This window comes from Aeromicrobium massiliense JC14 (assembly GCF_000312105.1).
Classification (GTDB): Bacteria; Actinomycetota; Actinomycetes; order Propionibacteriales; family Nocardioidaceae; genus Aeromicrobium; species Aeromicrobium massiliense.
In genome coordinates, this window is record NZ_HE978636.1 from 146,093 (window position 1) to 165,981 (window position 19,889).

At 73.9% G+C, this 19,889-nt stretch carries 18 protein-coding genes; 8 read left to right on the top strand and 10 right to left on the bottom strand.

Features of this window, described 5'->3' with window-relative positions:
• Positions 1 to 177: 177 nt before the first annotated feature.
• Both HGAM_RS00715 and HGAM_RS00720 read right to left on the bottom strand, forming a co-directional pair.
• Positions 178 to 816: a response regulator gene (locus HGAM_RS00715; RefSeq protein WP_019143550.1), complete on the bottom strand. Its 639-nt coding sequence runs from the start codon at positions 814 to 816 to the stop codon at positions 178 to 180.
• Positions 813 to 2,060: an ATP-binding protein gene (locus HGAM_RS00720; RefSeq protein WP_019143551.1), complete on the bottom strand. Its 1,248-nt coding sequence runs from the start codon at positions 2,058 to 2,060 to the stop codon at positions 813 to 815. The genes HGAM_RS00715 and HGAM_RS00720 overlap by 4 nt, the downstream gene beginning before the upstream one ends.
• A gap of 130 nt (positions 2,061 to 2,190) precedes the next feature.
• Here HGAM_RS00720 and HGAM_RS00725 point away from each other — a divergent pair, with 130 nt between their 5' ends.
• From HGAM_RS00725 to HGAM_RS00735, 3 genes are read left to right on the top strand one after another with little or no spacing between them, the layout of a single operon-like run.
• Positions 2,191 to 3,483, top strand: a complete 1,293-nt coding sequence (locus HGAM_RS00725) for a PspC domain-containing protein (RefSeq protein WP_019143552.1) — start codon at positions 2,191 to 2,193, stop codon at positions 3,481 to 3,483.
• Positions 3,480 to 3,848, top strand: coding sequence for a hypothetical protein (locus HGAM_RS20195; RefSeq protein ID WP_019143553.1), 369 nt, complete (start codon positions 3,480 to 3,482; stop codon positions 3,846 to 3,848). The genes HGAM_RS00725 and HGAM_RS20195 overlap by 4 nt, the downstream gene beginning before the upstream one ends.
• Positions 3,820 to 4,041 carry a PspC domain-containing protein gene (locus tag HGAM_RS00735; RefSeq protein ID WP_019143554.1) on the top strand — a complete coding sequence of 74 codons (222 nt, stop codon included), beginning with the start codon at positions 3,820 to 3,822 and terminating at the stop codon, positions 4,039 to 4,041. Before HGAM_RS20195 ends, HGAM_RS00735 begins: the two co-directional genes overlap by 29 nt.
• On the opposite strand, the gene HGAM_RS17065 is transcribed toward HGAM_RS00735, so the two are convergent.
• Genes HGAM_RS17065 through HGAM_RS00750 form a run of 3 tightly spaced genes read right to left on the bottom strand, consistent with a single transcriptional unit; the run spans position 3,989 to position 6,965 of the window.
• Positions 3,989 to 5,062, bottom strand: a complete 1,074-nt coding sequence (locus tag HGAM_RS17065; RefSeq protein ID WP_019143555.1) for a glycerophosphodiester phosphodiesterase family protein — start codon at positions 5,060 to 5,062, stop codon at positions 3,989 to 3,991. The genes HGAM_RS00735 and HGAM_RS17065 overlap by 53 nt on opposite strands.
• A gap of 4 nt (positions 5,063 to 5,066) precedes the next feature.
• Positions 5,067 to 6,548: a gamma-glutamyltransferase gene (locus HGAM_RS00745; RefSeq protein WP_019143556.1), complete on the bottom strand. Its 1,482-nt coding sequence runs from the start codon at positions 6,546 to 6,548 to the stop codon at positions 5,067 to 5,069.
• 33 nt (positions 6,549 to 6,581) lie between these two features.
• A complete protein-coding gene (locus HGAM_RS00750) occupies positions 6,582 to 6,965 on the bottom strand; it encodes a YchJ family protein (protein ID WP_019143557.1) in 384 nt (127 codons plus the stop codon).
• A gap of 92 nt (positions 6,966 to 7,057) precedes the next feature.
• On the opposite strand from HGAM_RS00750, the gene nhaA reads away from it, so the two are divergent.
• Both nhaA and HGAM_RS00760 read left to right on the top strand, forming a co-directional pair.
• Positions 7,058 to 8,335 (top strand): Na+/H+ antiporter NhaA, encoded by a 1,278-nt coding sequence (nhaA, locus tag HGAM_RS00755; RefSeq protein ID WP_019143558.1) that lies wholly within the window; start codon positions 7,058 to 7,060, stop codon positions 8,333 to 8,335.
• Positions 8,336 to 8,354: 19 nt separating this feature from the next.
• Complete coding sequence (locus tag HGAM_RS00760; RefSeq protein WP_019143559.1) at positions 8,355 to 8,918, top strand: hypothetical protein; 564 nt, start codon at positions 8,355 to 8,357, stop codon at positions 8,916 to 8,918.
• A gap of 7 nt (positions 8,919 to 8,925) precedes the next feature.
• Here HGAM_RS00760 and guaA read toward each other — a convergent pair whose 3' ends face one another.
• Positions 8,926 to 10,491 (bottom strand): glutamine-hydrolyzing GMP synthase, encoded by a 1,566-nt coding sequence (guaA, locus tag HGAM_RS00765; RefSeq protein WP_019143560.1) that lies wholly within the window; start codon positions 10,489 to 10,491, stop codon positions 8,926 to 8,928.
• A 239-nt stretch (positions 10,492 to 10,730) separates the two neighbouring features.
• Here guaA and HGAM_RS00770 point away from each other — a divergent pair, with 239 nt between their 5' ends.
• Entirely contained in the window at positions 10,731 to 11,825 is a 1,095-nt protein-coding gene (locus HGAM_RS00770) for a type IV toxin-antitoxin system AbiEi family antitoxin domain-containing protein (RefSeq protein ID WP_172636409.1), read from the top strand.
• Positions 11,826 to 11,912: 87 nt separating this feature from the next.
• Here the strand turns inward: HGAM_RS00770 and HGAM_RS00775 are convergent, their stop codons facing one another.
• Entirely contained in the window at positions 11,913 to 13,613 is a 1,701-nt protein-coding gene (locus tag HGAM_RS00775) for a GMC oxidoreductase (RefSeq protein WP_019143562.1), read from the bottom strand.
• Between the two features lie 118 nt (positions 13,614 to 13,731).
• Between HGAM_RS00775 and HGAM_RS17070 the strand changes: the two genes are divergently transcribed.
• Together HGAM_RS17070 and HGAM_RS00785 are read left to right on the top strand one after the other, a co-directional pair.
• Positions 13,732 to 15,768, top strand: a complete 2,037-nt coding sequence (locus tag HGAM_RS17070; RefSeq protein ID WP_019143563.1) for a SpoIIE family protein phosphatase — start codon at positions 13,732 to 13,734, stop codon at positions 15,766 to 15,768.
• 34 nt (positions 15,769 to 15,802) lie between these two features.
• A complete protein-coding gene (locus tag HGAM_RS00785) occupies positions 15,803 to 16,219 on the top strand; it encodes a VOC family protein (RefSeq protein ID WP_019143564.1) in 417 nt (138 codons plus the stop codon).
• A gap of 10 nt (positions 16,220 to 16,229) precedes the next feature.
• On the opposite strand, the gene HGAM_RS00790 is transcribed toward HGAM_RS00785, so the two are convergent.
• From HGAM_RS00790 to HGAM_RS00800, 3 genes are read right to left on the bottom strand one after another with little or no spacing between them, the layout of a single operon-like run.
• Complete coding sequence (locus tag HGAM_RS00790; protein WP_019143565.1) at positions 16,230 to 18,311, bottom strand: xanthine dehydrogenase family protein molybdopterin-binding subunit; 2,082 nt, start codon at positions 18,309 to 18,311, stop codon at positions 16,230 to 16,232.
• Positions 18,308 to 19,291, bottom strand: coding sequence for an FAD binding domain-containing protein (locus tag HGAM_RS00795; protein ID WP_019143566.1), 984 nt, complete (start codon positions 19,289 to 19,291; stop codon positions 18,308 to 18,310). Before HGAM_RS00795 ends, HGAM_RS00790 begins: the two co-directional genes overlap by 4 nt.
• Positions 19,288 to 19,803 (bottom strand): 2Fe-2S iron-sulfur cluster-binding protein, encoded by a 516-nt coding sequence (locus HGAM_RS00800; protein ID WP_019143567.1) that lies wholly within the window; start codon positions 19,801 to 19,803, stop codon positions 19,288 to 19,290. The genes HGAM_RS00795 and HGAM_RS00800 overlap by 4 nt, the downstream gene beginning before the upstream one ends.
• Positions 19,804 to 19,889: the final 86 nt, after the last annotated feature.

The following is a 19,889-nucleotide window of genomic DNA, read 5'->3' on the forward strand; positions in this document are numbered from 1 at the left end:
CCGCAACACCACGAAGGTCGGGCTGGTCGACCAGGACCCGTCGCTGTACCGCCCGCGCTTCCTGCGCGTGCGCCTGCCCGTCCCCGCTCCCTGAGCTGCGACCCCCGCTCCCTGAGCCTGTCGAAGGGGCTCCGACAAGCTCAGCCAGCGGGGAGCGGCTCGGCCGGCGGACGGCGGCTAGATCAGGCGGCGCTCGTTGGCCCAGCGGGTGAGCTCGTGGCGGCTGGAGAGCTGCAGCTTGCGCAAGACGCTGGAGACGTGGGTCTCGACCGTCTTCACCGAGATGAACAGCTCCTTGGCCACCTCCTTGTAGGCGTAGCCGCGGGCGATGAGGCGCATCACCTCGCGCTCGCGCTCGGTGAGCCGGTCCAGGTCCTCGTCGACCTGGGCGACCTCGATGGTGCCGGCGAACGCGTCCAGCACGAACCCGGCCAGGCGGGGGCTGAACACCGCGTCGCCGGACGCCACCCGCCGGATGGCGTCGACGAGCTCGGGGCCGGAGATGTTCTTGGTGACGTAGCCGCGCGCCCCGGCGCGAATGATGCCGATGACGTCCTCGGCGGCGTCGCTCACCGACAGCGCGAGGAACTTGACCTCGAGATGACGGGGGTGGACGCGGCGGATGACCTCCAGGCCGCCGCCGCCGGGCATGTGGACGTCCAGCAGCACCACGTCGGGCAGGGTGCGGATGATCGCCTCGACCGCGGTGTCGACGTCCTCGGCCTCGGCCACCACCTCGACGTCGTGGTCCACCTCCGCCCGGACGCCGGTGCGGAACATCGCGTGGTCGTCGACGATCGCGACGCGCAGGCTCATGACGGGTTCCCTTCCTCGGACCGGTGCAGCGGCAGGCACAGCCGCACCTCGGTGCCCTCCCCGGGGGCGGAGCGGACGTCCGCGGTGCCTCCGTGACGTTCCATCCTCCCGCGGATCGAGCCGCGCAGGCCCATCCGGTCGGCCGCGACCGACGCGGGGTCGAACCCGACGCCGCGGTCGCGCACGAAGACCTCGGCCGCCTTGGCCGACACCTCGACGTAGACGTCGACGCGATCGACCTGAGCGTGCTTGGCGGCGTTCACCATGGCCTCACGGGCGGCGCGCACCAGCGCGGCCACGTCCGCGTCGGCGGGGGCGTCGCCGACGGCGATGACGTCGACCCGCACGTGGTGCGCGGTCTCGACCTCGGCGGCGGCCGCCCGGATGCCGGCGGCGAGCGAGACGCCGTGCTCGGCCTGCTCGCCGTACAGCCACGAGCGGAGCTCGCGCTCCTGCTGGCGGGCGAGCGTGGCGACGGCGGCCGGGTCGGACGCGTTCTTCTGCAGCAGGGCGAGCGTCTGCAGCACCGAGTCGTGCAGGTGGGCGGCGACGTCGGCCCGCTCCTGGGTGCGTACGCGCTCGCGCCGCTCGCTGGCCAGCTCCGACGAGAGTCGGGCGATCCAAGGGCCGAGCACCAGCCCGAGCCCGACGAGCGCGATGAGCGTGGCGGCGGCGACGTCGATGAGCGACCCCAGGCCGCCCTCGTTGAGCAGGAAGACCCCGGCGAGCACGACCAGCAGCAGGCCGACCGCGGTGCGCAGGATGGCGGCGGGGCCGCGGTCGCGCCACAGCGTCCGGTCCTGGGAGGACTCGTCGAGCTGGCGCCAGACCACGACGACGCCCACGCCGGCGAGCAGGATCGGGGCCAGGTAGCGCGGCTCCACGCCGCCGCGGAGGTGCCCGAGGATGATGAGCACGCCCAGGCCGACGGCGCACAGCGCGAGCGTCTGGACGACCTCTCGGACCGGGCGGCCGCGCGACCCGTCGGTGCGGGCGCCGCGGCGCGTGGCAGCGGCCAGCCCGGGCGACAGCTCGCGCTCGCGCACGGGCAGGAACCACCACAGCAGCAGGTAGGCCAGGACGCCGGCCCCGTTGAACCAGGTGGCGACGACGAACCCGGCGCGCACCCACACGACCGGCACGCCGAGGTGCTCGGCCAGCCCGGCCGCGACGCCGCCGAGCAGGCGTCCCTCGGCCGGCCGGAAGGCACGCCGGTGGGCGGTCGGGGTGTCGTGGATCGTCACGTCCCGAGCATCACACGCAGGCACCCGACGGCGCCACGGGGTGGGCCCCCGACGACCCCCGAGCATCCCCGGGACGGTTCCAGGGTCGTGCCCGATGTCCGGACGGCCTCGCCCGGCCAGGATGGTGACCATGACCGACACGACTCCCCCGCCGCAGCAGCCGGCGCCCGACACCGGCTTCGAGCCCGGGCGCCTGCGCACGATCGCCGACATGCGACGCAGCAGCGACGACCGCATGGTCGCCGGCGCCTGCGCCGGCGTCGCCCGCCACCTGGGCATCGACCCCGTCGTCGTCCGCGTGGCCGTCGCCGTGCTGACGATCGTCGGCGGCGCGGGACTCATCCTCTACGTCGCCGCCTGGATCTTCGTCCCGTCCGACGACGCCGAGCGCAGCGTGGCCGCGGACTGGTTCAACCTGGGCCGCAACGAGCTGCAGGTGCGGACGATCGCCCTGACCGTCGCCGCCGTCGTGGCCGCGTTGTCGGCGCTCGGCGACGCCGCCTGGGACGGCTGGGGCAACAACGGAGGCTGGCCGGTGCTGCCGGTCCTGGTGGTCGTGCTGGTGATCCTGGCTGTCCGGTCGCGGCGCCAGGACCGTCGCACCGCCGCAGGCTGGGCACCCCCTCCGGGCACCCCCGGCGCGGGCCCCGTGCCCCCCGGCACCCCGGGCACCGCCTACGGTCCTGCCGCCGCTCCGTTCGCCACCACGACCTACGGCCCCCAGCCGGGCGCACCGGCCGGCCACGTGCCACCGACGCCCGGCGCCCCGACCGCGGTGCAGCCGCCCGTCCCGCCGCGGCCGCCCCTGCCTCCCCGCGAGCGCCGGTCGAAGGCCCTGCCGGTCCTGACGCTGTCGATCGGCGCCATCGCGCTCGCCGTGGCGTACCTCGCCGGAGCCGACGCGTGGACGACCTACGTCGCCGTCGCCCTCGGCGTCGTCACCGTCGCCCTGCTGGTGGGCACGGTCGCCGGCCACGCCGGCCTCCTCGTGCCGCTCGGGCTGGTGCTCGGCCTGGTGCTCATCGCGGGGACGGTCGCCCCCGACGCACGCTGGGGCGCGCAGGAGCTCCGCCCGGTCCTGGCCTCGGGGGTCGACGCCGAGTACGAGCACGGCATGGGCGCGTTCGAGCTCGACCTGACCCAGGTGCGCGACCCGCAGGCGCTGCTCGGTCGCACCGTCAGCATCGACACCGGCTTCGGCGAGACCCGCGTCGTGGTGCCGGCGGGCCTGCCCGTCCGGGTCGAGTCGTCCGTTCAGGCCGGTCAGCTGGACGTCCTGCAGCGCTCGGCCGACGGCACGGAGGTCGACCTCGTGGTCGACACCCGCGAGCGAGCCGTCGCCCCGGTGGGCACGCCCGGCGGGCCCGTCCTGACCCTCGACGTCGAGCACGACCTCGGCCGCATCCTCGTGGAGACCCGATGAACATCCACCCGCCCCGCTGGGGCACCTTCACCGTCGCGCTGCTGCTGGCGCTCGTCCTGCTCGGCTGGGCGCGCTGGGAGCACGACCTGCTGGACTCCGACCAGGCCGGCCTGGCCGTCGCGATCACCCTGATCGTGCTCGGCATCGTCGGCATCGCGGCCACCGCCTGGCGCTCGTGGCCCGGCCGAGGCCCGGAGACGACCGGCCCGGTGACGGATGCCGATCGCCCCGGCGACGCGCTCGACGAGCCCGCGCCGCAGGACGTCACGGACGTCGAGCCCGGCGACGGCCACGAGCCCACCCGCACGTTCCCCACCACCCCCGAAGGAGACCGCGATGAGCAAGAAGCTCACCCGCAGCAGTGACGACAAGTGGCTCGCCGGCGTGTGCGGCGGCCTGGCCGAGTACACCGGCATCGACGCCAACCTGGTGCGCCTGGTCGTGGCGGTGACCACGGTGCTTGGCGCCGGGTCCGTCGCGATCGCCTACCTGGTGGCGTGGGCGATCATGCCCAAGCCGGCTCCGTCCACGTGGAGCGGCTACCCTCCCGCTGCGTAGTGCGCCAGGCCTGACGGGCCCGCACCGCGGTCGGCGTGAAGTCGGAGAAGACGCCGTCGACGCCCGCGTCGAAGAACCGCAGGTACTCGGCCACCGCGTCGCCGTGCGCCGCCTTGTCGCGGCCGAGCCGGTGGTCGCGCGGCAGGAAGTTGTTCTCGTCGCGCATCGTCCACACGTGCACGAGCAGGCCGGCGGCGTGGGCCCGGGCGACGAGCCCGGTCTCCTGCGTCAGGCGCTGCTTGGCGTCACGGGCCACCACCTGGGACTTGTTCGGTCCGATGCCGTCGGCGTAGTCGGCGATGCGGGCCAGCTCGCGGGCCGACTCCAGGTCGGCGTAGGTGCGCGGGTCGCCGGCCGCCACCAGGTCGTACGGGGCGCCCTGGCGGTCCATGAGCTGGATCAGCGGCAGCGGGGTGCGTCCGCGCAGACTGCGCAGGTTGGCCGTCTCCATCGACTGCACCACCACGTGGTGGCCCGGCACGTTGACGCCGCGACGCTCCAGGACCTCGACCAGCAGGTCGTCCAGGTCGAGCCCGAGCCGGGCGAAGTACGTCGGGTGCTTGGTCTCGACATAGACCCCGATCGGACGTCCGAGCGACGCGGTGGCCTGCTCGGCGACGTCCAGCACCTCGTCGAAGGTGAGGATCCGCTGCTGCCCGGCCAGCGACACGTTCTGCGGGCGCAGGTGCGGCAGCCGTTCACGGACGGTGAGCGTCTTGAGCTCGGCGAGCGTGAAGTCCTCGGTGAACCAGCCCGACATCGGCAGGCCGTCGACCCACTTCGTGGTTCGCCGCGCGGCGAACTCGGGGTGCGCGGCGACGTCCGTGGAGATGCTGATCTCGTTCTCGTGGCGCACCACCAGGTGTCCGTCGCGCGTGGCGACGACGTCGGGCTCGATGTAGTCGCAGCCCTCGGCGATCGCGAGCTCGTAGGACGGCCGGGTGTGCTCGAGCCGGAAGCCGGGGATGCCCCGGTGGGCGATGACCACGGGGGCCGCTCCCAGGGAGTCGCGGGTGCTCACGTCCCTAGTGAACACGCTCCACCACGCGGACGGCACCTTCTCGGCGCGGGTCGGCGGCGGCGTTCATCGACCCGTCACCGGCTCGTTGGGCGGCGATCACCCCGCCGAAGTACATCGACGCGAAGCCCTCGTGCTTGACGTCCTCCTCCGGACGCCCGGCCCGGTGGACGTGCACGCGCGGGTGGCCGATGGCCGCGGGCAGGTCCAGGCCGCCGTTGGCGAACCCGGCCAGCACCTGCACGATCGCGGTGGTGATGCGGTCCGCACCGGGTGAGCCGATGGCCAGGACGCCGCCATCGGCGTGCCGGCCGACCGTCGGGGCCATGTTCGACAGCAGCCGTGTGCCCGGCTCCAGGCCGTGCAGGCCGCGCGGGTTCAGCTCCTGCTCGCCCAGGCAGTTGTTCAGCCAGATGCCCGTGCCGCGGGCGACCATGCCCGACCCGTAGCCTGACGAGACGGTCAGCGAGCAGGCGCCACCCTGGTCGTCCACCGCCGAGAACTGGGCGGTGGATCCCGACTCCAGCAGCGCGGTGCCCGCGACGTCGACCTGCTCCAGGTAGGCCCGGGCGGCCTCGGCGAGGTCGGGCGCGTGCTCCAGCACGTCCAGCCGGTGGCCCAGCACGGCCCGCTGCACGCGGACGATGTGCGCGACGTCGTCCGGCGTCCAGGCGCCGTGCGGACGTCCGTCGAGCAGCGCGAGCATGGCCGCGACGCAGACGCCGCCGACCGACGGCGGCGGGTTGGTGGCCAGCACCCAGTCGCCGACGCGGGTGCGCAGCGCCTCGCGGACGACCGGACGGTAGGCGGCGAGGTCCTCGACGGTCAGCAGGCCGCCGCGCTCCATCACGTCCGCGCTGATCGCCCGACCGGTGTCGCCGGTGGTGAGCTCGTCGGGCCCGTTCGCGGCGACCCGCTCGAGCGCGTCGGCCAGGTCGGGCATGCGGATGTCGTCGGCCACGAGCCCGCCACCGGCGCCGGCCAGCAGGCCCGCGCTGGTCTCGTCCCAGCCGTAGACGTCGTGCTGGACGTGCTCGAGGTAGAAGCGCGACGCGGCGCCGAGCCGGAAGCCGCGCCGGGCGACGTCGACGGCGGGCGTGACCAGCTCGGCCCACGGCACGCGCCCCCAGCGGGCGTGCGCCTCGCCGAACGCGGCCAGCGCGCCGTGGGTGGCCACCGAGCCGGCCCCGACGGTGATGGTGACTCCGCCGCCGTAGTCGGTGGTGATGTCCCACGTGCCGGAGCCGCGCCGGTCGGTGCCGCGGCCGGGCATGTCCATCCAGCCGTCGACGGTGACGGCCGGCGAGCCGTCGGGCGGCTGGACGGTCAGGAACGCGCCGGCGCTCGGCGAGACGAGACCGACCTCGTTGACCATGGCGACGAGGGCGGCGGCGATGGCGGCGTCGACGGACGAGCCGCCGGCGCGGGCGACCTGCTCGCCGGCGTCGGCCGCGGCCGCGTTGGGGGCGCCGAGCGCGAGGACGGGCATGGGGTCATTCGACCACGCGCGCGGCCCCTCGGCTCAGGACACCTGACCGTCGAGGTAGAACCAGCGGCCGCCGCGGCGCTCGAACCGGCTCACCTCGTGCATCGTGCCCGGACCGTCCGGCGCCGCGAAGGACGCGGTGAACTCGACCATGCCGGTGTCGTCGTCCGGCCCACCCGTGGCGGCGTGGACGACCAGGCCGGTCCAGCGCAGGGCCGGGTCAGGAGCGGCGTCGGCCGGACGCGTGCGCGGGTGCCAGGTCGCGAGCAGGTGGTCCTCGTGGCCCAGCGCGAACGCCGAGTAGCGCGAGCGCATGAGCTCCTCGGGCGTCGCGGCCAGGCGCGTCCGGGCGTGCAGCGGCCCGCAGCAGTCGCCGTACGCGCGGCCGGAGCCGCAGGGGCAAGGGTCGTCGGGAGGCACCCGTGCAGGCTAGCGGCGGCTCGATAGGGTGGACCCCGGTGAGCCGGGAAGTCTGGTCGGCATCTCGTCGCCGACCCCTGAAGGAGCCACCCGTGGCCCGCACCCCCCAGATCTTCTCCCCCGGCACCTGGCCCGAGGCCCGTCGCATCGCCGACGTCCTGCGCACCGAGACCGTCGGCGGGTTCCTGCTGATCGGCGCCGGCCTGCTCGGCCTGGTCTGCGCGAACGTCCTCGGCGACGCGTACGAGTCCCTGCGCGACACCGTCGTCGGACCGCACGCCCTGCACCTCGACCTCACCCTCGGCACCTGGGCGGCGGACGGCCTGCTGGCGGTGTTCTTCTTCGTCGCCGGGCTGGAGCTCAAGCGCGAGTTCGTCGCCGGCGACCTGCGCGACCCGGGCCGGGCCGTGCTGCCGGTCGTGGCCGCGGTCGGTGGCATGGTCGTGCCGGCGCTCGTGTTCGTGGCGCTCAACTGGGGCGGCGCGACGGAGGGCTGGGCGATCCCCACGGCGACCGACATCGCGTTCGCGCTCGCCGTCCTCGCGGTCGTGGGCAGCCACCTGCCGACCGCGCTGCGCACCTTCCTGCTCACGCTGGCCGTCGTGGACGACCTGCTGGCCATCTGCGTCATCGCCGTCTTCTACACGTCCGAGCTGCACCTGCAGTGGCTGGCGCTGGCGCTCGTGCCGCTCGCGATCTACGGCGTGCTCGTGCAGCGTCGCGTGCACAACCTGTGGCTGCTGCTGCCGCTCGGCGCCCTCACCTGGGCGCTCGTGCACGCGTCCGGCGTCCACGCCACCGTCGCCGGCGTGCTGCTCGCGTTCACCGTGCCGGTGCTGCGCCGCGACGGCGGCGACGGGCCCGGCATGGCCGAGCACCTCGAGCACCTCGCGCGTCCGTTCTCGTCCGGCTTCGCCGTGCCGGTGTTCGCGTTCTTCGCCGCCGGCGTGGCCGTCGGGTCGCCGTCGGACGCGCTCGACGCGCTCAGCACCCCGGTCGCGCTCGGCGTCATGCTCGGCCTGCTCGTCGGCAAGACGATCGGCATCACCCTCACCACGTGGCTGCTGGCGACGTTCACCCGCGCGAAGCTCGGCGACGGCCTGGCCTGGATCGACGTCGTGGGCCTGGCGATGCTCGGCGGCATCGGCTTCACCGTGTCGCTGCTCATCGGCGAGCTCGCCTACGGGCCGGGGACGCTGCTGGGCGAGGAGGCCAAGCTCGGCGTGCTGGCCGGCACCCTGCTGTCGGTCATCGGGGCGACGCTGCTGCTGCGCGTCCGCGACAAGCACTACGCCCGGATCGCCGCCGAGGAGGCCCGCGACGACGACGCCGACGGCATCCCGGACGTCTACCAGCGCGGCGACGACTGACGCTGCCAGACTGGCGCACGTGAAGACGTCGCGCCGCCGGGTCCTGGACCGTCTGCAGATCGCGCTCGAGGACGGCCACGTCGTCCGGATCGAGCGCGACGACCTCGACGACGGCGACCTGTACGGGCTGGTCGTCGGCCTGTCCTCGCGGTGGGTCGCGGTCGAGCAGCTGGCCGACCGCATCTACCCCGACGGGGTGGCGCTCGTCCGCACCAAGCACGTCACCCAGGTGCGCAAGGACCGCGACACCGACTACGTGCTGCGGGCGCTGTCCGCGATGGGCCACGCGCCCCGTCGGATCGACCTGCGCGCCGAGACCCGCACCCGCGACGCGCTCGAGCAGGCGTCCCACCTGGCCCCCATCGTGGGCTTCTACGACGAGCACGACGACTCGGCCATGTGGGTCGGGCACCTCGGCGAGCTCGGCGCCACGGACTTCACGCTGCACTTCGTCAGCACCGACGGGCGGTGGGACGAGCGGACGGACCGCTTCCCGTACTCGACCGTCACGCTCGTGGAGTCCGGGACTCGCTACCTGGACGGCATCGCCCGGTTCGCGGCCCCGGCGCCCGAGGGCGCCTAGGCCGCGCTCACTCCCACTCGATGGTTCCCGGCGGCTTGCTGGTCACGTCGAGCACGACGCGGTTGACCTCGTCGACCTCGTTGGTGATGCGGGTGGAGATCCGCTCCAGCACCTCGTAGGGCAGGCGGCTCCAGTCGGCCGTCATCGCGTCCTCGCTGGAGACCGGGCGCAGCACGACCGGGTGGCCGTAGGTGCGGCCGTCGCCCTGGACGCCGACCGAGCGGACGTCCGCGAGCAGCACGACCGGGAACTGCCAGATCTCGCCGTCGAGGCCGGCCTTCGTGGTCTCCTCGCGGACGATCGCGTCGGCCTCGCGCAGGATGCGCAGCCGCTCGGCGTCCACGGCGCCGACGATGCGGATGGCCAGGCCCGGGCCCGGGAACGGGTGCCGGCCGACGATCGCCTCGGGGATGCCGAGCTGGCGGCCGACCTCGCGCACCTCGTCCTTGAACAGGGTGCGCAGCGGCTCGATGAGGCTGAACTGCAGGTCGTCCGGCAGGCCGCCGACGTTGTGGTGGCTCTTGATGTTGGCCGCGCCCTCGCCGCCGCCGGACTCCACGACGTCCGGGTAGAGCGTGCCCTGGACCAGGAACTTCACCGGCGCGCCGGGGGTGGCGAGCACCTCGCGCTCCGCCTGCTCGAACACGCGGATGAACTCGCGGCCGATGATCTTGCGCTTCTGCTCGGGGTCGCTGACGCCCTCCAGGAAGCCGAGGAACTGGTCGGCGGCATCGACGACCTTGAGGTCGACGCCGGTGGCCGCGACGTAGTCCTGCTCGACCTGCTCGGCCTCGCCCTTGCGCAGCAGGCCGTGGTCGACGAAGACGGCGGTCAGCTGGTCGCCGATCGCCCGCTGCACGAGCGCGGTCGAGACGGCCGAGTCGACGCCGCCGGACAGGGCCGAGATGACCCGGGCGTCGCCGACCTGCTCGCGGATGCGCTCGACCTGCTCCTCGACGATGTTGGCGCTCGTCCAGGTCTGGCGGCAGCCGGCGATGTCGACCAGGAAGTGCTCGAGGATCTTCTGGCCGTGCTCGGAGTGCATGACCTCGGGATGCCACTGGACGCCGGCGATCTTGCGGCCGAGGTGCTCGAACGCGGCGACCGTGGCGCGCGGCGAGCGGGCGTTGACGGTGAAGCCCTCGGGCGCGGCGACGACCTCGTCACCGTGCGACATCCACGACGTCAGCGCGGTGGGCACGGCACCGAGCAGGACGCCGGGCTCGATGACCTCGACCGGCGTGCGGCCGAACTCGCGCTGGCCGCTGTGCGCGACCGTGCCGCCGAGCGCCTGGGCCATGGCCTGGAAGCCGTAGCAGATGCCGAACGCGGGGACGGTGCCGTCGACCAGGCGCGCGTCCAGCTGCGGGGCGCCCGGCTCGTAGACCGACGACGGGCCGCCGGACAGGATGATCGCCGCGGGCTTCCGGGCGAGCATCTCGTCGGCCGACATGGTGTGCGGGACGATCTCGGAGTACACGTTCGCCTCGCGCACGCGGCGCGCGATCAGCTGGGCGTACTGGGCACCGAAGTCGACGACGAGGACGAGGTCGTGGTCTGTCTGCGCGGTCACCGGGGCAGTCTATCGGGGCCGAACTTCTCCGACGGCGGCCGTAACCGCGCCGCGAGCCCGGTCGTTGGACGAAGTGATCTGACAACCTCTCCCTCCCGTTGGATCAGGCACCCGGCCCCGTCCGGATGCCCTGCAGAGCCCGGTCCGAGACCTCCCTCCCGGCCGGGCTCTGCTGCGCGGTGGGGGGGGTCCTGTGGACCTGTCGGTTTCCCTGGGCCCCAGGGAAACCGACAAACCCCGTGGAAGTTTCCAGGGGATCTGCAGGTTTCCCCGGGTTCTGCTGTTTCCATCCCCAGCACAGGACGTCATCCGGCCGCTCCACAGCTCCGCGGCGGGGCACAAACGGCTCCGGTCGCTCCCGCCAGAGTCACGGCATGGACGATCTGTTCGACCTGCTGGGGCACCAGGGCTACGTCCTGCGTCGCGAGGCGCTCGCGCTCGGATGGCACGACCGCTCGCTGCGACAGGCGGTCCGTGCAGGGCAGCTGGTCCGCGCCCGGCACGGGACGTACGTCGGCGCGCCGAGGTGGCGCGCGGCCTCGCCAGCCGACCGTCTCGCGATGCTCTCGGTGGCCACGCTCGCCCGACTAGGTCCTGGCTACGTGCTCAGCCACGCCTCGGCGGCCGCCGTGCACGGTCTCGACCTGTTCGGCACCGACCTCACGACGGTGCACGTGACGTCCACCGGGCAACCGCACGGACGCGTCGAGGCCGGTGTGGTCCACCACGAGGGAGTCCTCGACGAGGCGGACATCGTCGTCGTTCGCGGGGTCCCGGTGGTCAGAGCCCCGCGTGCCGTCGTCGAGACGGCCTGCGCGGCGACGGTCGAGGGGACAGTCGTGACTGCCTCAGCAGCGCTGCGCCGGGGGCTGACGGACGATGCCCTGCTGAGCGCGGTCGAACGGCTCGCGCGACACAAGGGCATCCGAGGAGCGCGGCTCGGTCTCAGCCTGGCCGACGCGGGCTGCCACAGTGCGGGCGAGGCCCGGAGCCTGTACCTCTGCTGGCGTCATCGGCTGCCGCGCCCGCAGTGCCAGCACGAGGTCCGGGACTCTCGTGGCCTGGCGGGGATCGTGGACATGGCGTGGCTCGACTGGCATCACGTCGGCGAGTTCGACGGGCTGGTGAAGTACGGCCGTCGTGCCCCGTGGTCGTCGGACCCGGTGACGACGCTCGTCGCCGAGAAGTCCCGGGAGGACCGGATCCGCGAGACCGGGCTGGGAATGACGCGATGGACGTGGCACGACCTCGAGCCCACTCGCGCCGGCGCGACGGCCGAACGCATCCGGCTGGCGCTCGAACGATCTCGCGCCTGGTACTCGACGCCGGCCTAGATCCCGGACATCCCTCCAGAACCCGGCGATGCATCCCACGGGTTTGTCGGTTTCCCTGGGGCCCCAGGGAAACCGACAACGAAACCCCTACGTGACGTCGACGATGGGGAGGCGGAGGGCGGCGGGGGCGTCGACGGGGACGACGGGGTTCTTGGGCGCCACGGGCTCGACGCGGCGGTAGGCCGAGCCGAGCGGGGGGCGGGTGTCGGGCTCGCCGCGGTTCGGCCACATCGCCAACGCCCGCTCGGCCTGGGCGGTGATCGTCAGCGACGGGTTGACGCCCAGGTTGGCGGTGACCGTCGAGCCGTCCACGACGTGCAGGCCCGGGTGGCCGTAGAGCCGCTGGTACGGGTCGACGACGCCGGTCTCGGGCGAGTCGCCGATCGTGCAGCCGCCCATGAAGTGCGCCGTCATCGGGACGTCGAACGGCTCGCCGATCGTGCCGCCGGCGGTGCCACCCATGTGGTGCGCCATGCGCTGCACCGCCTCGTGGCCCTCGGCGATGAACGACGGGTTGGGCGCCCCGTGGCCCTGCTTGGACGTCAGCCGGCGCCGGCCGAGCAGACCCCGCTTCGTGTAGGTCGTGATCGAGTTGTCGTGCGTCTGCATGACCAGCGCGATGATCGTGCGCTCACTCCAGTGCTTGAAGTCGTACAGCCGGCGGATGTTGCGACGCTGGCTCCACAGCTCGCGCAGCCACACCCGCCAGCGCGCCACCGGGCCGCTGCCGTCGGTCAGCACGGTCTGCAGCAGCGACATCGCGTTCGAGCCGCGGCCGTACCGCACCGGCTCCACGTGGGTGTGCTCGTCGGGATGGATGGACGACGTGATCGCGACGCCCTCGGTGTAGTCGACGTCGGCCTCGTGCGCGATCGCGCCGAGCAGCGCCTCGGAGTTGGTGCGCGTCAGCATGCCCAGCCGCGGCGAGACGTGGGGCAGGCGGCCGTCGTCCTTCATCCGGTGCAGCAGGCGCTGGGTGCCCAGGCTGGACGCGGCCAGGACGACCTGCTCGGCGGTGATCCGCTGCTCGCCGGCCCACGGACGTCCGGTGCGCCTGGTGACGATCTCGTAGCCGCCGCCGGGCAGCGGGGTCACCGACGTCACCTTGGTCATCGCGTGCACCTGCGCACCGGCCTGCTCGGCCAGGAACAGGTAGTTCTTCACCAGCGTGTTCTTGGCGTTGTGCCGGCAGCCGGTCATGCACTCGCCGCAGTGCAGGCAGGCGTTGCGCTGCGGGCCCACCCCGCCGAAGTACGGGTCGTCCACGGACGCGCCGGGGTCGCCGAACGTCACGCCGACCGGGGCGAAGTGGAAGCTGTCGGCGACCCCCATGTCCTTCGCGACCTTCTGCATGACGACGTCGGCCGGGGACGTGCGCGGGTACACCGAGACGCCGAGCATCCGCTTGGCCTGGTCGTAGTAGGGAGCCAGCTCCTCGCGCCAGTCGGTGATGTGGCCCCACGCCGGGTCGCGGTAGAACGCCTCGAGCGGCTCGTAGAGCGTGTTGGCGTAGACGAGCGAACCGCCGCCGACGCCCGCACCGGACAGGATGAGGACGTCGCGGAGCCGGTCGATGCGCTGGATGCCGAAGCAGCCGACGGCCGGCGCCCACAGGAAGTCGCGCAGGCTCCACGAGCTCTTGGCGAAGTCCTCGTCGCGGAACCGGCGGCCGGCCTCGAGCACCGCGACCGAGTACCCCTTCTCGACCAGGCGCAGCGCCGCGACGCTGCCACCGAACCCTGAACCGATGACGACCACGTCGTGGTCGAAGCTGTGCGTGCCGCTCATGCGCCCATCATGACATCGACGGTGTCACATGGCATGGGTGACCGGCAGGTGGCCGTGCGACAGAATGGCACTGCGCGGGCCCCTGCCCGTCCTTTCTCCCCTGGGAAGCAGGTGGCAGGTGGTCGACGACAGTGCGGTGGTGGGCTCCCCCGCGGACGTCCGTCGCCGGGTCGACCAGCTCGCCGTGGAGTCCGCCGGCATCGGCACCTTCGACTGGGAGCTGGCCACCGGACGGCTCACCTGGGACGCCACGCTGCGCGAGATCTTCGGCTTCGGCGACGTCGCCGAGGCGACCATGGACGCCTTCTACGCCTTCGTCCACCCCGAGGACCGCGACCGCCTGGCCCGCGCGGTCGACGCGGCCGTCGAGTCCCTCGCGCCGTTCGAGGCCGAGTACCGCGTCGACGCGCCCGGCCGGGGCGTCCGCTGGATCTCGGCCCGCGGCCAGGTCGCGGTCGGCCCCGACGGTCGCCCCGCGCACTTCCTCGGCGCGGCGCTGGACTTCACCGAGCGCCAGCAGGAGCGGGCCCAGCTGAGCCGGATGCTCGAGACGCTGCCGACCGCGTTCTTCTCGCTCGACGACGACTGGCGGTTCACGTACGTCAACCTCGAGGCCGAACGGGTGCTGGGCCGGTGCCGCGAGGAGCTGCTCGGTGCCGTGGTGTGGGACCTGTTCCCCGCCGCCGTCGACTCGCCGTTCGAGCAGCACTACCGCCGCGCGGTCGAGACCGGCGAGCCGGTGAGCTTCGACGCGTACTACCCCGCTCCCCTGGACGCCTGGTACGACGTCCGCGCCAGCCCGTCGCCCGGCTCGCTCGCCGTCTACTTCCTGGACGTCACGACGCGCCGCCGGGCGGAGGCGGACGTGCTGGAGGCCGCCCGCCGCGCCGAGCTGCTCGCCGACGTCACCGCCGCCCTCAACGGCACGCTGGACGGCGAGGAGTCGGTGGCGCTGCTCGCGCGGCTGACCGTCCCGGTGCTGGCCGACTGGTCGTTGGTCACGGTCGTCGACGACGTGCCGTCCGACCGGCCGGGCTGGCGACGCCACCTGCGCGACGTGGGCACGTGGCACCACGACCCGGCGGCGCGCGAGGTGCTGCAGCGCTACGCCACGACCCGCATCCCGGCGCTGGACGACCGCTCCCCGCTGGCCCAGGCCTACCTGCTCGAGCAGCGCCAGCTGATCCCCGTCGGCGCCACCGAGCACGTGCAGCGCCACCTCGCGCCGGGCGAGGCGCACGAGCTGGTCGGGGCGCTGGGCGCCGAGTCGATGGCGGTCCTGCCGCTCGTGGCCCGTGAGCGCGTCGTCGGCATGCTGACCCTGGCCAACGGCCCGGGACGCGAGCCGCTGCAGGGCTCGGCGCTGCAGATCGCCGAGGAGATCGCCGCGCACGCCGCCGTGGCGCTGGAGAACTCCCGGCTGTACCGCGAGCAGCGCGGACTCGCCGAGGAGCTGCAGCGCTCGCTGCTCACCGCCCCACCGCCGTTGCCAGGGCTCGACGTGGCCGTCCGCTACGTGCCCGCGGCCCGCGTCGCCCAGGTCGGCGGCGACTGGTACGACGGCTTCCGCCAGGACGAGGAGACGCTCACCCTGGTCATCGGCGACGTGGTGGGCCACGACATCGCCGCCGCCGCGGCGATGGGCAAGGTCCGCACGCTCGTCCGTGCGATGGGCGCGGACGGCGTCGACGGGCCGGCCGACGTGCTGCGCCGCACCGACCGGGTCATGCAGAAGCTCGGCCTCACCACGACCGCGACGGTCGTCGTGGCCCGGCTCGAGGACGGCCCGGACGGCGACCTGCTGCTGCGCTGGTCGAACGCCGGCCACCCGCCGCCGCTCGTGGTGACCTCCGACGGGCAGGTCGACGTGCTGGGCGAGGCGCACCCGGACGTCCTGCTGGGCATCGACGCCGACGCCCGGCGCACGGAGCGCACGACGCCGGTCCCGCCCGGCAGCACGCTCGTCATGTACACCGACGGGCTCGTGGAGCGCCGCGGCCAGGACATCGACGAGGGCATCGCGCTGCTCGGCCACGTGCTGGGCGAGCACCAGCACCTCTCGGTCGACGCGCTGGCGAACGTCCTGCTGACCGAGCTGCTGCCGAGCGCGAACGACGACGACGTCGCGCTCATGGTCGTCCGCCACAGCGGCTGAGCGGCCTGTCACCGGCTCCCGCCATGCTGCGGGGATGCAGATCCTCTTCGTCGCCGGCTTCAGCGTCATCACGTCCGAGCCCGCGGCCGACCGCACCCTCTTCACCGAGGCCCTCGGCCTCCCGCTGACGCCGGCCGCGGAGGACTCGGCCTACGTGTACTCCCAGGAGGTCCCGGGCGCCAAGCACCTCGGCGTGTGGCCCCTGGCCGACGCGGCCCGGTCGTGCTTCGGGTCGCCGACGTGGCCGGACTCGCATCCGGTGCCGCAGGCCACGCTCGAGCTGGAGGTCGACGACGTCTCCGCCGCGGCGGCCGAGCTCGAGGCCGCCGGGCACCGTCTCGTCCACGGCGCGCGGGTCGAGCCGTGGGGTCAGGAGGTGGCCCGGCTCCAGGCGGCCGACGGCCTGCTCGTCGGGCTGACCTCGACCCCGTGGCTGCGCGAGGACGGCTGACGACGACCCGTCAGCCGGGCAGGCGGTCGAGCAGCTTGTCGGGCTGGATCGGCAGGCTGCGCACCCGCACGCCGGTCGCGTGCCACACCGCGTTGGCGACCGCCGCGGCCGCACCGACGATGCCGATCTCACCGATGCCCTTCGCCTTGAGCGGGCCGAGCTCGCCGTCGTCCTCGGGCAGCCACTCGATCGTCACGTCGCCGACGTCTGCGTTGGCCGCCACGTGGTACGTGGCCAGGTCGTGGTTGGCCCAGCCGCCGAAGCGCTCGTCGAGCAGGCCCTCCTCGTGCAGCGCCATCGACAGGCCCATGGTCATGCCGCCGAGGAGCTGCGACCGGGCGGTGCGCGGGTTCAGGATGCGTCCCGCGGCGAAGACGCCCACCGAGCGCGGCACGACGACCTCGCCGGTGCGGACGTCCACGCGGGCCTCGACCATCTGCGCGCCGTAGGCGAACCGGGCCAGCTGGGCCCGGCCCTGCAGGTCCTCGCTGGTGTCGACGACGACCTCGAGGCCGTCGTCGGGGACGCGCTCGGTCGCCATCCGCGAGCGCAGGGCACGGCAGGCCTTCGCCACCGCCCAGCCCCACGACGCCGAGCCGGACGAGCCGCCGGCCACCGCGCCGTGCGGCAGGTCGCTGTCGGCGATGTGCACGTGGACCCGCTCGGGCTCGACCTTCAGCTCCTCGGCGGCCACCTGCAGCATCACGGTGCGGGCGCCGGTGCCGATGTCGGTGGCGTTGACCCCCACCCGGAACGTGCCGTCGGGCCGCGCCGTGACCCGGGCGCCGGAGGGAGCGGCCATGGCCGGGTACGAGCTGGACGCCACGCCGGTGCCGACCAGCCAGTGGCCGTCACGGCGCACGCCCGGGCGCGGGTCGCGTCCGGCCCAGCCGAACAGCTCGGCGGCGCGGTCGTGGCACTCCATCAGCTGGCGGCTCGAGTAGGGCGCCCCGGTCTCGGGGTCGACCTCGGGCTCGTTGCGGCGGCGCAGCTCGACCGGGTCGACGCCCGCGGCGTGCGCGAGCTCGTCCAGCGCGGACTCGATCGCGTACGCGCCGGGGCACTCCCCCGGCGCCCGCATCCAGCTCGGGGTGTGGACGTCCAGCTGGGTGACCCGGTGCGTGGTCAGCGCCGTGCGCGAGCCGTACATGTGCCGCACGTACTCCGCGGTCTGCTCGGTGAACTCCTTCAGCCGGGACGTCTGCGAGAACGCCTCGTGCGAGATCGCCTCCAGCCGGCCGTCGGCGTCCGCGCCGAGCCGGACCCGCGAGATCGTCGGCGTGCGGTAGCCGGCCAGGCCGAACATCATCTGCCGCGTCCAGGCCAGGGCGACCGGCCGGCCGACCGCCTTCGCGGCCAGCGCGGCGAGCACGGGGTTGGCCTTCGGCTCGCCCTTGGACCCGAAGCCGCCGCCGACGTGCTCGGCCGTCACGCGCACCTGCGGCTCGTCGAGGCCGAACAGGGTGGCCATGGTCTGCGCCGTCGGGGTGGTGCCCTGCGTCGAGTCGACCATGCGGAGCGCGCCGTCCTCCCACCACGCGACGGTGGCGTGCGGCTCCATCGGGTTGTTGAACAGCGCCGGGGTCTCGTACACGGCCTCCACGACGTGCGCCGACGACGCGAGCCCTTCCTCGACGTCGCCGCGGGCGCTGTCGGTGTCGGCCCCGGCGTTGGCCTGCTCGGGCGCGTACAGCCCGGGGTGGTCGATGGTCAGACCGACGTCGTGCGGCTCGGTCTCGTACCGGACGTCGAGGGTCGCGGCCGTCTCGCGGGCGACCTCGAGGGTCTCGGCCACGACGAGCGCGACGACCTGGCCGCGGTAGGCCACCCGGTCGTCCTGCAGCACCTGCAGCTCGTCGTCGCCGGCGTCCTGCAGCCGCGGGGCGTTGCGCCAGGTGAGCACCTCGACGACGCCGGGGACGGCCAGCGCCGACTCGGCGTCCACCGACACCACGCGTCCGCGTGGCACGGTCGCGCGCACCGCCCACGCGTGCAGGGCGTCGTCGGGACGCTTCTCGACGGCGTAGCGGGCGACGCCGGTGACCTTGTCGCGTCCGTCGACCCGGACGTGGTCGTGGCCCAGCACGCTCATGCCTGTCCTCCCGCCAGCTCGTGCAGCGTGGCGACCGACAGCCGCCGGGCGAGCTCCACCTTGAACGCGTTCTGGTCCGTGGGCCGCGCGGCGGCGAGCTCGGCCCGCACGGCGTCGTCGAAGACCGAGCCGGACGCCGTCCGGCCGCGGATCGCGTCCTCGGCGACGGTCGCCCGCCACGGCTTGTGGGCCACCGAGCCGAGCACGAGCCGGACGTCGTCGACGACCCCGTCCTCGACGGTCAGGGCTGCGGCCACGGTCACGAGCCCGAAGGCGAACGAGCGGCGGTCGCGCGCCTTGCGGTAGGTCGACCGCTCGGCCAGCGGGGTCAGCGGCACCTCGACCGCGGTGACCAGCGCGCCGGGCGGCAGCTTGGTGTCGCGGTGCGGCTCGTCGCCGGGCAGCCGGTGGAAGTCGGCCGCGGGAATCGCCAGCTCACCGTCGGCGGTGCGTACGTGGACGACCGCGTCCAGCGCCACCAGCGCGACCGACATGTCGCCGGGGTGGGTGGCGATGCAGTGCTCGGAGTGACCGAGCACGGCCAGGTCGCGCGAGAGGCCCTCGACCGCGGGGCACCCGGTGCCGGGCTCGCGCTTGTTGCACGGCTTGGTCGGGTCCATGAAGTAGACGCACCGGGTGCGCTGCAGCAGGTTGCCGCCGGTGCTGGCCCGGTTGCGCAGCTGGCCGGACGCCGCCGCGAGCAGCGCCCGCGACAGCGCGGGGAGCCGCTCCCGGACGACCGGGTGGGCGGCCAGGTCGCTGTTGCGCACCCCGGCCCCGAGCCACAGCGAGCCGTCGCGCTCCACGACCTCGGTCGAGCCCAGGCGGTCGACGTCCACGACCCGCTCGGGCCGCGCGACGCCCAGCCGCATGAGGTCGACCAGGTTCGTGCCGCCGGCCAACGCGGACGTCCCCGGCTCGGCCAGGAGCGCGAGCGCCTCGTCAGCGGACTCGGGCCGGACGTAGTCGAAGGCCCTCATCGCGCCGCCTCCTGCACCGCGGTGACGATGTGCGCGTAGGCACCGCAGCGGCACAGGTTGCCGCTCATGCGCTCGCGCACCTCCTCGGCCGAGGGCTCCACCTCGCCGGTCAGGTCCTCGGTGACGTGGCTCGGCCAGCCCTGCGCCAGCTCGTCCAGCGCCCCGACGGCCGAGCAGATCTGCCCGGGCGTGCAGTAGCCGCACTGGAACGCGTCGTGGTCGAGGAAGGCCTGCTGCACGGGGTGCAGGTCGTCGCCGTCGGCGAGACCCTCCACCGTCGTGACCTCACGGCCGTCGAGGGTGACGGCCAGGGTCAGGCAGGCGTTGGTGCGGCGGCCGTCCACGAGCACCGTGCAGGCGCCGCACTGGCCGTGGTCGCACCCCTTCTTGGTGCCGGTCAGCCGCAGCCGCTCGCGCAGCAGGTCGAGCAGGGACGTGCGGTTGTCGACGGTCAGCGCGTGCGGGGTGCCGTTCACGGTGACGTCGAACGTCGAGGCGGGAGGCTGGGTCACCCTCGCGACGCTACGGGCGAGGTCGGGCGCCCGCACGACGAGACGGCGCGCTGGCGCGCGGGTCGGGCACGCTACCTTCGGGGCCA

Excerpts from the sequence above, each read along its gene's own strand:
- HGAM_RS00775 (WP_019143562.1), bottom strand. The coding sequence starts at position 13,613 with ATGAGCGGCACGCACAGCTTCGACCACGACGTGGTCGTCATCGGTTCA.
- HGAM_RS00735 (WP_019143554.1), top strand. The coding sequence starts at position 3,820 with ATGAGCAAGAAGCTCACCCGCAGCAGTGACGACAAGTGGCTCGCCGGC.
- HGAM_RS00785 (WP_019143564.1), top strand. The coding sequence starts at position 15,803 with ATGCAGATCCTCTTCGTCGCCGGCTTCAGCGTCATCACGTCCGAGCCC.
- HGAM_RS20195 (WP_019143553.1), top strand. The coding sequence starts at position 3,480 with ATGAACATCCACCCGCCCCGCTGGGGCACCTTCACCGTCGCGCTGCTG.
- HGAM_RS00790 (WP_019143565.1), bottom strand. The coding sequence starts at position 18,311 with ATGAGCGTGCTGGGCCACGACCACGTCCGGGTCGACGGACGCGACAAG.
- HGAM_RS00725 (WP_019143552.1), top strand. The coding sequence starts at position 2,191 with ATGACCGACACGACTCCCCCGCCGCAGCAGCCGGCGCCCGACACCGGC.
- HGAM_RS00715 (WP_019143550.1), bottom strand. The coding sequence starts at position 816 with ATGAGCCTGCGCGTCGCGATCGTCGACGACCACGCGATGTTCCGCACC.
- HGAM_RS00745 (WP_019143556.1), bottom strand. The coding sequence starts at position 6,548 with ATGCCCGTCCTCGCGCTCGGCGCCCCCAACGCGGCCGCGGCCGACGCC.
- HGAM_RS00795 (WP_019143566.1), bottom strand. The coding sequence starts at position 19,291 with ATGAGGGCCTTCGACTACGTCCGGCCCGAGTCCGCTGACGAGGCGCTC.